The organism is Pseudomonas sp. SDT291_1_S447, from assembly GCF_054070155.1.
On sequence record NZ_JBSVXS010000003.1, the window covers coordinates 84,741 to 98,105 of the forward strand.

Consider the following 13,365-nt stretch of genomic DNA (forward strand, 5'->3'; position numbering starts at 1 on the left):
TAACATTATTGGTTTTGGCAGGGTTGTGGATAACGTGCTTTGCGCTCCAGATCATCGAGATCGATGTGGTTGCGCATGTACTGCTGACTGGCGTCCACCAGCGGCTGGTGATCCCAGCTCTTCAGCTTGCCGATGGTCAGCGCGTCGGCAACAAAACGCCGGCGGCGCTGGCTGGCGAGGACTTGCCGATGAATCGCCGGAATGTCCCATTTGGCCCGCGCTTCGGCAAGAAAATCGTCGAACAGCGGGCGATGCTGCGGCGATTGGCTGAGTTCTTCCAGTTCGCGCGGATCGTTTTCTACGTCGAAGAGCAGACAAGGGTCGCTTTCACTGTAGATAAATTTGTAGGCACCGCGACGGATCATCATCAACGGGCTGACGGTGCCCTCGGCCATGTATTCGCCGAACACTTCGTCATGACCGCCCTGCCCTTGCAGGTGTGAAACCAGTGAGCGGCCGTCCAGCGGCAAGCCTGGTTCCAGTGTGCCGCCGGCCAGTTCAACGAAGGTTGGCAACAGGTCAGCGGTCGATACCGCAGCGCTGACACGTCCGGCAGCGAATTGTCCCGGGGCACTTATCAACAGGGGCACACGGGCCGCCATTTCGTACCAGTGCATTTTGTACCAGAGGCCTTTCTCGCCAAGCATGTCGCCGTGGTCACCGGAGAAGACAATGATGGTGTCATCGATCAGTCCAGTTTCTTCGAGGGTTTGCAGAAGTTTGCCGACGTTGGCGTCGATATAGCTGCAGGCACCGAAGTACGCCCGGCGCGCATCGCGAATCTTATCCACAGGCAGTGGTTTATCCCACAGGTCGTAAACTTTGAGCAGGCGCTGCGAGTGCGGATCGAGTTCGTGTTGATCCGGCGTTGTAGGCAACGGGATATCTGCATCGTCGTACAAATCCCAGAACGCCTTGGGAATGGTGTACGGGTCGTGTGGGTGAGTCATTGATACGGTCAGGCAGAACGGCTGATCGCCCTCCTCGCGAATGTGATCGAACAGGTATTGCTGCGCCTTGAACACCACCTCTTCATCAAAATCGAGTTGGTTGGTACGCACACACGGACCGGCCTGCAGTACCGAAGACATGTTGTGATACCAGGTTGGCCGCACATCCGGCTCATCCCAATTCACTGCCCAGCCATAGTCGGCCGGGTAGATATCGCTGGTCAGGCGTTCTTCGTAGCCGTGCAACTGATCGGGGCCACAGAAATGCATCTTGCCCGACAGCGCGGTGCGATAACCGAGGCGGCGCAGGTAATGGGCGTAAGTCGGCACATCGGCAGGGAAATCAGCGGCGTTGTCATAAGCACCGATCTTGCTCGGCAACTGGCCACTGACCAGGGTAAAACGCGACGGCGCGCACAACGGGCTGTTGCAGTAAGCGGCGTCGAACACCACGCCTTGGGCGGCGAGGCGGGAAAGATTCGGCAGTTTGATCGGCGAAGGGCCGTAAAACGGCAACATTGGCGCGGCCATCTGATCGGCCATGATGAAAAGAATATTCTTGCGCTTCATGTGATCGCGGCATTCCATAGTGAATATTTATGCGACATTGCTGCGATCGAGCATGGAGTCCATGCTGTATCCGGTAAAGCCCGTGCCGGACAATGACTAGGATAAGCACAGCTTATGTATGAAGCCTTGGGTGATCTGTCGCTCGACCTGCTCCGCGCCTTCGAAGCGGCGGCTCGGCAGCGCAGTTTTACTGCTGCCGCGGTTGAGCTTGGCACCACGCAACCGGCGATCAGCCAGCAGATCAAACGGCTGGAAGAACAGCTCGGCACGCGCCTGTTTGACCGAATCTACCGAGGCATCGAGCTGACCGAGGTCGGCGCGATCCTGTTTGAGCAAGTTTCTTTAGGTTTGCAGAATATCGACGCTGGATTGAGCGCGATCAGCGCACAACAGCAGCATGAGGTGCTGCAGGTCGCCACCGATTTTGCCTTCGCCGCTTATTGGTTAATGCCACGCTTGCACCGTTTTCACGAAGCCAATCCGCAGGTTGACGTGAGCCTGGTGACCAGCGAACGCAACCACAACATGCTGCGCACCGACATCGACGTGGCGATCCTGTTTGGCGATGGGCGCTTTAAACAGGGTGAAAGCCATTGGTTGTTCAGCGAGGAAGTGTTCCCGGTGTGCAGTCCGCAATTGCTCAAGGATCGCGCCCTGCCCCTGCCTGCTCAGGCGTTACTGGAGTTTCCGTTGTTGCACCTGCGCGGGGAAAACAGCAGCAACTGGTTTGACTGGAGTGGTCTGTTCCGTGAACTCGGTATCAATACACCGCCGGCGCCGGGGCAATTGCGCTTCGACAATTACACGCTGTTGATTCAAGCGGCGATTGGCGGCCAAGGCGTGGCGATTGGCTGGCGCCACCTTGTGGATAACTTGCTGAGTCAGGGTTTGTTATGCCGGCCGATTGCTGAAACGACGCTGTCGCGGTTGGGTTATTACGTGGTGCTGCCGCAACGCAAACGTCGGGGCGCGCTGATTCAGCAGTTTGTCGATTGGTTGATGGCGGAACAGGCGAGCAGTGCGGAGTCCTTGAGTGGGCTGGAGCTGCCTTCGATTGCGGTTTGAAGATCAAAAGATCGCAGCCTGCGGCAGCTCCTACACCGATCTCATGTAGGAGCTGCCGCAGGCTGCGATCTTTTACGAATCTGAAGCCGCCACAAAATTCACATGCTGCCCCACATGCAAATTCAGCCTTAGCTCATCGGCTATGCCCACCGCCACGCGATTCAGCCGCTCCAGCGGTTCGGCCAGACCCGGTTCCAGGTTGCCGCCTACTTGACTGAAATGCTCAATGGTCAGCCCGGCCACACCGTGCGGCGCATTCACCAGCGTCCAGTGCAGCGGGCTGCTTTGCACGGCTTCGAGAATTTCTTCGGCGGCATGGCGTTGCAGGCGATCATCGACATCCGGCTCATCAAGCACGGCAAAATCCCCCACCAGAAACAGTCGCGAAACATTGGCGGCTTGCAGTCCATCGACCAATGCGTCGACGGCCAGCACCTGCTCGACGGGGCCGAGTACGACAGAGCGCTCAACGTGATCGCTGCTGAATGGCAAACCCGGCGCATCCAATAAGCAGATGACCACCGAACTGCCGGCCACACTTTGATTGACCCTCTCGGAATCGAACAGGTCGCCGCTCTTGGTGCGTAATCCGGGACGCGGCGCGAGCGCGGTCAGATCGTCGAGAATGGCAATGACTTCATGCTGACGGCGCAGCAATTCAGCCATCAACGCGCTGCCCAGGCTACTCATGGCACCATAGAGCACCACTTTTACCGCCGGGGTTTCGGCATTTTTCATGGCTGATCCCTTTTGTTATCCCTTGTATGGCGTGTGACATACGGGCAACGCCGAGGGTTCGAACCGATTCAGAGGCTTTCAGATGCAAGCGATCAAGGGTTACCACGCCCACGTCTATTTCGACGCCGGCACCATCGATCAGGCGCGCGCGTTGTGTGAGCAAGCCGCGCAGTTGTTTCCATTGAAAATGGGCCGCGTCCACGAACGCCCGGTCGGCCCGCATCCGGACTGGAGCTGCCAATTGGCCTTCGGCCCGGAGCTGATCGCCGATGTACTGCCGTGGCTGGCGCTCAATCGCCAAGGCCTGGTGGTATTCCTGCACCCGGACACCGGCAATGATTTGCTCGACCACACTGAGCATGCGATCTGGATGGGTGCGATCAGGCCGCTGAATCTGTCTGTTTTCTGATCACAGCGTTTCTTCGGCTTCGCCCGGCAGATGCTCGTCCAGGTGCAGCCAGGGCAATTGGCTGTCGGTCCAGATATGGCGGTCGGCCGGCGCCAGTTCCGGCTGATCAAGTGTGGCGATGGTCACGTCGATGCTTTCAGGGCTGAGCAACGTCACCAACGCCAGTTGCGCGCCGCAACGTGGGCAGAAGTACCGCGCGCAACTGTCGGATGAGTCATAACGCGCCGGCGTAGCGGCCAGCCATTGAAAATTCACCGCTGGCACGGTGATCCACGTCGTGACGATTCCACCGCTGACCTTGCGGCAAATCGAACAATGGCAGTGAGCGATGTCCTGCAACGCCCCACTGAACTGATAACGAATGTGTCCGCAATGGCAGCCGCCGCTGTGCAATTCGCCCATCTCGAAGCTCCCCCTTCCCGTGTTTATTGACTTTAGATCGCATCCGACGACCGGTTGACCGTTCATTCAAAGCTTTCTGCAGCGAAAGGTAGCTGAAAGCTTCCCGGATTAGGATCGCCTCACTTCCGGCAACAGACCGGTTGGCCAATGCGTGTGATACCTCGCACGAACGGCCCAATTAACAACAACAATGGTGATTCTGATGTCCTCTGTATCCCGCCTCCTCGCTTCAACTCCGCCCGTACGTCTCGTGCTTCCCGTTCTGCGCTGATCCACCCGATCCGCTCATTTAACTAGCCGCGCTACGCCTGGAGTATTCCCATGCTGACTTTCCTTGGCTTCGCCATGGTCATCACGTTCATGTTCCTGATCATGACCAAGCGCCTGTCCGCGCTGATCGCTCTGATCATCATCCCGATTGTCTTCGCGCTGTTCGGCGGTTTTGCACCGAAGATCGGTCCGATGATGCTCGAAGGCATCACCAAGCTCGCGCCGACTGGCGTGATGCTGATGTTCGCCATTCTCTATTTCGCCCTGATGATCGATTCCGGCCTGTTCGACCCGGCCGTGCGCAAGATTCTCAAACTGGTCAAGGGTGACCCGCTGAAGGTTTCGGTCGGCACCGCCGTACTGGCGCTCGTCGTTTCCCTTGATGGTGACGGCGCGACCACTTACATGATCTGCGTGGCCGCCATGCTGCCGCTGTACAGCCGCATCGGCATGAGCCCGCGGATCATGGCCGGTCTGATCATCCTCGCCGGTGGCGTGATGAACATGACCCCATGGGGCGGCCCGACTGCCCGTGCGGCGAGTGCGTTGCATGTCGATCCGTCGGACATTTTCGTGCCGATGATTCCGGCGATGGCGGCGGGTGTTTTGGCGATCCTGGTCATCGCCTACTTCTACGGTAAACGTGAGCGTGCGCGTCTGGGTGAGCTGCATCTGGTTGGCGATGATATCGATCACAGCGAAATCAGCGTGTCGCAGTTCCCGGATGCCCGCCGTCCGAAACTGATCTGGTTCAACGGCGCCCTGACCTTCGGCCTGATGTGCACCCTGATCGCCGGTCTGCTGCCGTTGCCGGTGCTGTTCATGGTCGCGTTCAGTATTGCCATGATCGTCAACTACCCTTGCCTGCAGATGCAGAAGGATCGCGTCGCGGCTCACGCCGGTAGCGTGCTGGCAGTGGTCGGGCTGATCTTTGCGGCGGGTATCTTCACCGGTATCCTGTCCGGCACCGGCATGGTCGATGCGATGTCGAAGAGCCTGTTGGCAGTGATTCCGGATTTCCTCGGCCCGTATCTGGCCGTGATCACGGCGCTGGTGAGCATGCCGTTCACCTTCTTCATGTCCAACGATGCGTTCTACTATGGCGTGTTGCCGGTGTTGGCCGAAGCCGCCAGCCACTATGGGATCACTGCAGTGGAAATGGCCCGTGCCTCGATCGTCGGTCAGCCCGTCCACTTGCTGAGCCCGTTGGTGCCATCGACGTATCTGTTGGTGGCCCTGGCCGGTATTGATTTTGGTGACCACCAGCGTTTCACCCTGAAATGGGCGATCCTGGTTTGTATCTGCATCCTGATTGCTGCACTGCTGTTGGGGACTTTCCCGGTGTTCAGCACTCTATAAGCCCAAGACTCACCGTTTCGGGTCCTGGCTTCGCGGTTTGAAGCCCGGACCTTTTTCGGTTTAACAATCGCTCAAAGGAATACACATGGAATGGCTGACCAACCCCGAAATCTGGGTTGCCTTCTTCACCCTGACCGCCCTGGAAATCGTCCTCGGCATCGATAACATCATCATGATTTCGATCCTGGTCAGCCGCATGCCCAAACACATGCAGCAGCGCACCCGGATCTTCGGTCTTGGCCTGGCCATGATCACGCGCATCCTGTTGCTGCTGTCGATCACTTGGGTCATGCGCCTCACCGCTGACCTGTTCGAAGTGTTCGGCCAAGGCATTTCCGGCCGCGACCTGATCCTGTTCTTCGGTGGCCTGTTCCTGCTGTGGAAGAGCTCGCAAGAGATGTACCACGCGCTGGAAGGCGAAGATGAAAGCGACGAAACCCCCGGCGGCAAGGGTGGCAACTTCCTCTACACCATCATCCAGATCGCGATCATCGACATCGTCTTCTCGCTGGACTCTGTTATCACTGCCGTGGGCATGGTTTCTCACGTGCCAGTGATGGTCGCGGCGATTGTCGTAGCAGTGCTGGTGATGATGCTGGCCTCGGGCAAGATCAGCGAGTTCATCGACAAGCACCCGTCGCTGAAGATGCTGGCGCTGTCGTTCCTGCTGGTGGTCGGTACCGTGCTGATCGCCGAGTCGTTCGATGTGCATGTACCGAAAGGCTACGTCTACTTCGCCATGGCGTTCTCGCTGGCGGTGGAAGCGATCAACATCAAGCTGCGCGGCGCAATGGCCAAGAAGCGACAGCAGCAAGACCCGGTGAAACTGCGCAAGGACATTCCGGGCCAGTAACCCGGTAGTCTTCAGGCAACACCTCTTGTAGGAGTGAGCCTGCTCGCGATAGCGGTCTTTCAGTCAACATCAATGTTGAGGCTGATGGCCCTATCGCGAGCAGGCTCACTCCTACATTTGTTTGTGGTTGATTCCGGTGAGTGTATGAAGCGCTTTTCATGACACTTTTGTTTCAATCCACACTTTAGCTGTGCAATGCTGGCGCCCAGACCGTTAGCCAACTACAGCTTAAGTATCAAAAACGTAGAAACCGCGCGGTACCGTCCACTTGCCCCTCTGGGGCGCTGCTACTACAGGGGGTTTGTATGCTCACCCTGCTCAATCTGCTTTCCGCCGTCGCCCTGCTGATCTGGGGCACGCACATCGTTCGAACCGGCATCCTGCGGGTGTACGGCACCAACCTGCGCCATGTGATTGGCCAGAACATGTCCAAGCGCTGGCTGGCCTTTGTCGCCGGCATCGTCGTTACCGCGATGGTGCAGAGCAGCAATGCCACGGCCATGCTCGTTACCTCTTTCGTCGGCCAGGGCCTGATGGCGCTGACCCCGGCGCTGGCGACCATGCTCGGCGCCGACGTAGGTACCGCGCTGATGGCGCGGGTGCTGACCTTCGACCTGTCGTGGCTGTCGCCGCTGCTGATTTTTCTCGGGGTGATTTTCTTTCTGTCGCGCAAACAGACGCGCCTCGGGCAGATGGGTCGGGTCAGCATCGGTCTGGGGCTGATCATTCTCGCGCTGCAACTGATCGTCGAAGCCGCCGCGCCGATCACCCATGCCCAAGGTGTGAAGGTGATTTTCGCTTCGCTGACTGGCGATATCCTTCTCGACGCCTTGGTCGGCGCGTTGTTCGCGATGATTTCCTACTCCAGCCTCGCCGCCGTGCTGCTCACCGCGACGCTGGCCGGTGCTGCGGTCATCAGTTTACCGGTGGCAATTGGTCTGGTGATCGGCGCCAACATCGGCAGCGGCATTCTCGCCTTTATGAGCACCAGCATGCAGAACGCCGCTGGCCGGCAAGTGGCGCTGGGCAGTCTGCTGTACAAACTGATCGGCCTGCTGCTGATCATCCCGGTGCTCGACCCGCTGGTGCACTGGATCGACAGCCTCGATTTCAGCCCGCAGGAAATGGTCATCGGCTTCCACTTGCTCTACAACACCGCGCGCTGCCTGATTCTGCTGCCAAGCGTCGGGCCGATGGCGCGCCTGTGTGCGTGGCTACTGCCGGAGCGGCCGGAGGTCAACGGCACCGCCAAACCGCGTCACCTCGACGCGACGGCGCTGGTGACGCCGAGCCTGGCGCTGGCCAACGCCGCGCGGGAAACCCTGCGCATGGGCGATCTGCTCGACAACATGCTTGATGCGACGCTCGATGTGTTGCGCGGCAAGCAGACCGCCGTCACCCAGGAAATCCGTCGGCTGAGCGATGACATCGAGTCGCTGTGCAGCGCGATCAAGCTGTATCTGGCACAGATGCCCCGTGAGGACCTCGGCGAGCATGACAGCCGGCGCTGGGCGGAGATCATCGAACTGGTGATCAACCTGAAACTGGCCAGTGATCTGATCGAACGCATGCTGCGCAAGATTCAGCAGCAGAAGACTTCGCAGCGTCGCTCGTTTTCCGAAGAAGGCCTGGAGGATCTGGCCGGATTGCAGCAGCAATTGATCGCCAATTTGCGCTTGGGCCTGTCGGTATTTCTCAGCAGCGACCGCGAAAGCGCTCGGCAGTTGCTGCGCGAGAAACGGCGCTTTCGCGCGCAGGAACGCCGGTTGGCCCATGCGCATGTCAGCCGTTTGCAACGCAAGATCGTGCAGAGTATCGAGACCAGTTCGCTGCACCTGGAGTTGATTGCCGACATGAGACGGCTCAATTCGCTGTTTTGTGGCAGCGCGTATGTGGTGCTGGAAACGGCGGATACCGGGGCGCTGGCGGCGGATGATATGAGCGACATTACGCATTCGCCTTGAACGTCTGGGGCTGGGGTTAGTCAGTTACATTGATTCAGCCTTCAGGCCGCTATTGCGAGCAGGCTCACTCCTACAGGGGGGACGCATTCCAAATGTAGGGGTGAGCCTGCTCGCGATGGGGCCCTGACTGACGACACGGATCTCCAAATCAGCCGTATGGAAGCCTGTTATGCGTTGCCTGTTGTTCGCCTGTCTGTTGCTCGGTTCATTCCCCTCCTTCGCCCTGGATCGTTTTCAGGTCGAAGGCTATGCGCTGCCCAATGGTTTGCAACTGATGCTCAAGCCCGGCACCGAACGCGGGCACGTGGCGATCCGGCTGGTGGTCGGCGTCGGCCTTGATGATTTCGATTGCGATGACAAGGAGTTGCCGCACCTGCTTGAGCATTTGTTGTTCAGCGGCATCGACGCCACTGGCGAAGGGGGGCTGGAAGAACGCATGCAAGCGCTGGGCGGTGACTGGAATGCGTTCACCAGCAACGCCGATACCACCTTCGTCATCGAAGCGCCGGCGAAAAACCAGCGCAAAGTGCTCGACCTGCTGCTCGCTCTGCTCACACAAACGCGCATCGACGACAACGCCATCAACGCCGCCAAGCGTGTGGTTGAACGTGAGGACGGCGGCCATTACACACGCCTGCAACGTTTTCTCGATCGTCAGGATCTCGGCCACACCGCAAGCAATCAACTCGCCGTCGAACTGGGCCTGAAATGCCCGCAGCGTGCCGAAGTCGGTCACCTGACTCAGGAGCAGTTGGAAAAGGTGCGCAAAGCCTGGTACGCGCCAAACAACATGACCCTGATCGTCGTCGGCGAACTCGACAAACTGCTGCCGGCCTATCTGGAGCGCACTTGGGGCGCACTCGAAGCGGTCGAGCCGAGCGAGCATCGGCCGCTGCCGGATATCCGTACCAGCGCCGCCCATGAACGCACCCTCACCCGAGGTTTTATTGGCGACAGCGCCAAGCTGCACTGGCTAGTGCCGGAGCCGGTGATCGATGATCAGTACGACCAGACCTTCGACATTCTCAAGGATTACCTCGACTGGGCGCTGTACCGACAGATCCGCCTCAATCACGGATTGTCGTACGGGCCGTGGGCTGAGCGTGAGGTGTTTGGCGGCGTCGGTTTCATGAGCCTCAACGCCGATCTGGATCGCGATGACGTTGATGAAGCCATTCAGGTACTGGAAGACCTCAAGGCCGATCTGCTGAAAAACGGCCTCGACCCGGACACCTTTGCGCGGATCAAGCAGGCCTCGATCGCCCATCAGGCTTGGGCGGTACAGGGCAACAGCGCGATGGCGGATTATTACTGGAGCGCCCTCGCTGATTATCAGGACGGTCGCTTTGCCAACCCCGCGCGCGAGCTGCAAGGGGTGACGCTGGAAGCGGCGAACAAGGCTATGCGTGAGTTGTTGTTGCAGCCGGGGTATTTGCGGATCGAGAAGCCGTTGATCAGTGATGATCAGGTGTTGTGGTTGAGTGCGGGTGGCTTGGGTCTGGTGTTGTTGATCCTGATCGGCTGGCGCCTGCACCGCCGCCGCAAACCCGCCGAACACTGACCCTGTAGGAGTGAGCCTGCTCGCGATAGCTGTCTACCAGACGAAGAGATAGTGACTGAACGACCGCTATCGCGAGCAGGCTCACTCCTACAGGGGAATGCGTTGGCTTTAAGTGACCGGCAGCCTCGCCACAACGCCCGACGGGCGCTACTCTGTCGAGGTTTTTTCCTATCCAGTCGTGAACCGCCCAAATGCCGAAAATACAGCTCCTGATCCAGCGCATCCTCGAACTGATGAAGCGCTATCCCGGGGTCATTGCGCTTGGTGGTTTCATCTCCGGGGTCGGCAGTTTCATCATGGTCGATCGTCAGCAGGGACTGGCGAGCTGGATCACCGTAATCATGCTGCTCAGCTGGATCTGGCTGATGCTGGAAAACACCCTGACCGGCCTTTTCACTCGGATCTTCAAACGCGAGATTCCCCAGCCGCTGCTGCGTTACGCGACGCAGATGATCCATCAGGAAAGCCTGTTTTTCGTCCTGCCGTTCTTCTTTATCACCACGACCTGGAACAGCGGCCAGTTGTTCTTCACCGGCCTGCTCAGCGTCGCCGCGCTGATCTCGATCGTCGATCCGCTCTATTACAAATGGCTGGCGCCACGGCGCTGGGCGTTTCTCGCGCTGCACACCCTGACCCTGTTCGCCGCCCTGCTCACCGCATTGCCGGTAATCATGCACCTGACCACCGCGCAGAGCTTCAAGTGGGCGCTGGGCATTGCCGTGCTGTTGTCGTTCCCGAGTCTGGCGTCGATCTTCCCGATCCGCACGCTGCGCAATGCTTTGGCGATCCTGTGCATCACCGTCGGTATCGGTGGCGTCGGTTGGGCGCTGCGTTCGTGGGTGCCGCCGGCGACGCTGTGGATGACCGACGTGGCGATCAGCACGCAAATGCAGGACCGCACCCCCGGCGCCAGCCTCGACACGGTCAGTGCCGAGCAGATTCGTGGCGATGGCCTGTATGCCTACACCGCAATCAACGCGCCGCGCGGGCTGGATGAGCGGATCTATCACGTCTGGCAATTCAACGGCAAAGAGGTCGACCGCATCGCCCTCGACATCCACGGCGGGCGCAAGGAAGGCTACCGTGCCTGGACGCACAAGCAGAACTTCCCCGGCAACCCGGCGGGCAAATGGCAGGTGCGGGTGCTGACCGAGGATGGCCAGTTGATCGGCGTACTGCGCTTCGAAATCACAGACAGCACAGCGATCAAAGAAAAGTAATCCGGTTCGTGCTATTACGTTAGTTCGCATAAAGGCCGAACAAGCACGGAGCTTATGACCAGCAGCTCGATCAGCGGTAATGCCCAACTGGACACGTCGATCAGCCCTGCCCGCTTGCGGGTCACCGGGGACTGGACGCTTGCCCATTACGCCGAGCTCAAGACGCTTAGCGAAAAGCTCCACGGCCAGTACGACGCCAACACCCCGATCGACCTCAACAGCCTCGGCGCCCTCGACACCGCTGGCGCTTCGTTGCTGGTCGAACTGCTCGGTTCCGAACGCCTGGGCAAATCCGCCGAACACCCCGATTGCACCCTGACCTCCGCCGACCGCGCGCTGCTGCAAACCGTGTACTGCTCGATGAGCGACTTCTGTGTGCCGATCAAGGAACCGGAGATCAGCGTCAGCGTGCAACTGCTGACGCGCATTGGTCGCGCCGTCGACACCGTTTGGCAAGACACCCTGCAACTGCTCGGTTTTGTCGGCCTGATCATGGAAACCATCGCGCGCAGCCTGTTTCGGCCCAAGCGCTGGCGCATCACCCCAATGATTGCGCACATCGAACAGACCGGCCTCGATGCCGCGCCGATCGTGGCCTTGCTGACCTTTCTGGTCGGCGCGGTGGTGGCGTTTCTCGGCGCCACGGTGCTGGCCAGTTTCGGCGCGACGATTTTTACCGTGGACCTGGTGGGGTTCTCGTTTCTGCGCGAATTCGGCGTGCTGCTCACGGCGATCCTGATGGCCGGGCGCACCGCCAGTGCCTTCACCGCACAGATTGGCTCGATGAAAGCCAACGAAGAAATCGACGCGATCCGCACCCTCGGCCTCGATCCGATGGAGCTGCTGGTGGTGCCGCGCGTGCTGGCGATGCTGGTGGCGTTGCCGATGCTGACCTTCCTGGCGATGCTCTGCGGGATTATCGGCGGCGGCGTGGTCTGCGCGGTATCGCTGGATATCTCGCCGGCGATGTTCCTGACGTTGTTGCAGTCGGACATCGGCGTTCAGCACTTTCTCGTAGGCTTGGTGAAGGCGCCGATCTTCGCCTTCATCATTGCCGCGATTGGTTGCCTGGAAGGCTTCAAGGTCAGCGGCAGTGCCGAGTCGGTCGGTGCCCACACCACGTCCGCCGTGGTCCAATCGATTTTCGTGGTGATCGTGCTCGACGCGGTGGCCGCACTGTTCTTCATGGAGATGGGCTGGTGAGTCGTCTACCCCGCGCGCCCTCGGAGGCGGTGATCGAAGTCCATGGCCTGTGCAATCGCTTCGGCAGCCAGAGCGTGCACGAGAACCTCGATCTGGATTTGTACAAAGGCGAAATCCTCGCCGTGGTCGGCGGCTCCGGCAGCGGCAAATCGGTGTTGCTGCGCAGCATCGTCGGTTTGCGCCGGCCCAGCGAAGGCATGGTCAAAGTGTTTGGCAAGAACCTGCCGAGCCTGTCCGAGCATGAGCGTTCGCTGGTCGAGCGGCGTTTTGGCGTGCTGTTTCAGAAAGGCGCGTTGTTCTCGTCGCTGACGGTCACCGAGAACGTCGCCCTGCCTCTTATCGAACACGCCGGCCTGAGCCGCAACGACGCCGAGCACTTGGCGGCGGTGAAGCTGGCGCTGGCTGGATTACCACTGTCGGCGGCGGACAAATACCCGGCCTCGCTGTCCGGCGGCATGATCAAGCGCGCCGCGCTGGCCCGGGCCCTGGCGCTGGATCCGGACATCCTGTTTCTCGATGAGCCCACTGCTGGCCTCGATCCGATTGGCGCGGCGCAATTCGATCAATTGATCCTGACCTTGCGCGATGCGCTCGGCCTCAGCGTGTTTCTGGTGACCCACGACCTCGACACGCTCTACACCATTACCGACCGTGTGGCGGTGCTGGCGCAGAAAAAAGTGCTGGTGGCAGGGCCTATCGACGTCGTCTCGGAAACCGACGACGCGTGGATTCACGAATACTTCCACGGCCCGCGCGGCCGCTCGGCGCTGGACGCCGCCAAATTGCTTAACGAGGTCTGAC

The 13,365-nt window shown here is 59.7% G+C and carries 12 protein-coding genes; 9 read left to right on the top strand and 3 right to left on the bottom strand.

Annotated elements, in window-relative coordinates; translation table 11 throughout:
* Nucleotides 1–5: 5 nt before the first annotated feature.
* Nucleotides 6–1,520 (bottom strand): choline-sulfatase, encoded by a 1,515-nt coding sequence (betC, locus tag ACW9IR_RS02215; protein ID WP_457461447.1) that lies wholly within the window; start codon nucleotides 1,518–1,520, stop codon nucleotides 6–8.
* A 114-nt stretch (nucleotides 1,521–1,634) separates the two neighbouring features.
* Between betC and ACW9IR_RS02220 the strand changes: the two genes are divergently transcribed.
* Entirely contained in the window at nucleotides 1,635–2,585 is a 951-nt protein-coding gene (locus ACW9IR_RS02220; protein WP_457461449.1) for a choline sulfate utilization transcriptional regulator, read from the top strand.
* Between the two features lie 72 nt (nucleotides 2,586–2,657).
* Here the strand turns inward: ACW9IR_RS02220 and ACW9IR_RS02225 are convergent, their stop codons facing one another.
* Complete coding sequence (locus tag ACW9IR_RS02225) at nucleotides 2,658–3,323, bottom strand: NAD(P)-dependent oxidoreductase (protein WP_457461451.1); 666 nt, start codon at nucleotides 3,321–3,323, stop codon at nucleotides 2,658–2,660.
* An 82-nt stretch (nucleotides 3,324–3,405) separates the two neighbouring features.
* Here ACW9IR_RS02225 and ACW9IR_RS02230 point away from each other — a divergent pair, with 82 nt between their 5' ends.
* Nucleotides 3,406–3,732, top strand: coding sequence for a DOPA 4,5-dioxygenase family protein (locus ACW9IR_RS02230; protein ID WP_110718228.1), 327 nt, complete (start codon nucleotides 3,406–3,408; stop codon nucleotides 3,730–3,732).
* Here ACW9IR_RS02230 and ACW9IR_RS02235 read toward each other — a convergent pair whose 3' ends face one another.
* The gene (locus tag ACW9IR_RS02235; RefSeq protein WP_102902550.1) at nucleotides 3,733–4,134 is read right to left on the bottom strand and encodes a GFA family protein; all 402 of its coding nucleotides are present in this window, start codon (nucleotides 4,132–4,134) and stop codon (nucleotides 3,733–3,735) included.
* Nucleotides 4,135–4,455: 321 nt separating this feature from the next.
* Here ACW9IR_RS02235 and ACW9IR_RS02240 point away from each other — a divergent pair, with 321 nt between their 5' ends.
* The 7 genes from ACW9IR_RS02240 to ACW9IR_RS02270 all read left to right on the top strand — a co-directional run bounded on the left by ACW9IR_RS02240 (nucleotide 4,456) and on the right by ACW9IR_RS02270 (nucleotide 13,364).
* Complete coding sequence (locus tag ACW9IR_RS02240) at nucleotides 4,456–5,763, top strand: CitMHS family transporter (protein ID WP_095049556.1); 1,308 nt, start codon at nucleotides 4,456–4,458, stop codon at nucleotides 5,761–5,763.
* Nucleotides 5,764–5,848: 85 nt separating this feature from the next.
* The gene (locus tag ACW9IR_RS02245; protein WP_007911817.1) at nucleotides 5,849–6,616 is read left to right on the top strand and encodes a TerC family protein; all 768 of its coding nucleotides are present in this window, start codon (nucleotides 5,849–5,851) and stop codon (nucleotides 6,614–6,616) included.
* A gap of 305 nt (nucleotides 6,617–6,921) precedes the next feature.
* Nucleotides 6,922–8,580 (top strand): Na/Pi cotransporter family protein, encoded by a 1,659-nt coding sequence (locus ACW9IR_RS02250; protein ID WP_457461454.1) that lies wholly within the window; start codon nucleotides 6,922–6,924, stop codon nucleotides 8,578–8,580.
* Between the two features lie 169 nt (nucleotides 8,581–8,749).
* Nucleotides 8,750–10,141: a M16 family metallopeptidase gene (locus tag ACW9IR_RS02255; RefSeq protein ID WP_457461456.1), complete on the top strand. Its 1,392-nt coding sequence runs from the start codon at nucleotides 8,750–8,752 to the stop codon at nucleotides 10,139–10,141.
* Between the two features lie 191 nt (nucleotides 10,142–10,332).
* Nucleotides 10,333–11,361: a DUF5924 family protein gene (locus ACW9IR_RS02260; RefSeq protein ID WP_102902553.1), complete on the top strand. Its 1,029-nt coding sequence runs from the start codon at nucleotides 10,333–10,335 to the stop codon at nucleotides 11,359–11,361.
* 54 nt (nucleotides 11,362–11,415) lie between these two features.
* Complete coding sequence (locus tag ACW9IR_RS02265) at nucleotides 11,416–12,564, top strand: ABC transporter permease (protein WP_102902554.1); 1,149 nt, start codon at nucleotides 11,416–11,418, stop codon at nucleotides 12,562–12,564.
* A complete protein-coding gene (locus ACW9IR_RS02270; protein ID WP_102902555.1) occupies nucleotides 12,561–13,364 on the top strand; it encodes an ABC transporter ATP-binding protein in 804 nt (267 codons plus the stop codon). Before ACW9IR_RS02265 ends, ACW9IR_RS02270 begins: the two co-directional genes overlap by 4 nt.
* The last annotated feature ends 1 nt before the right edge of the window (nucleotide 13,365 follow it).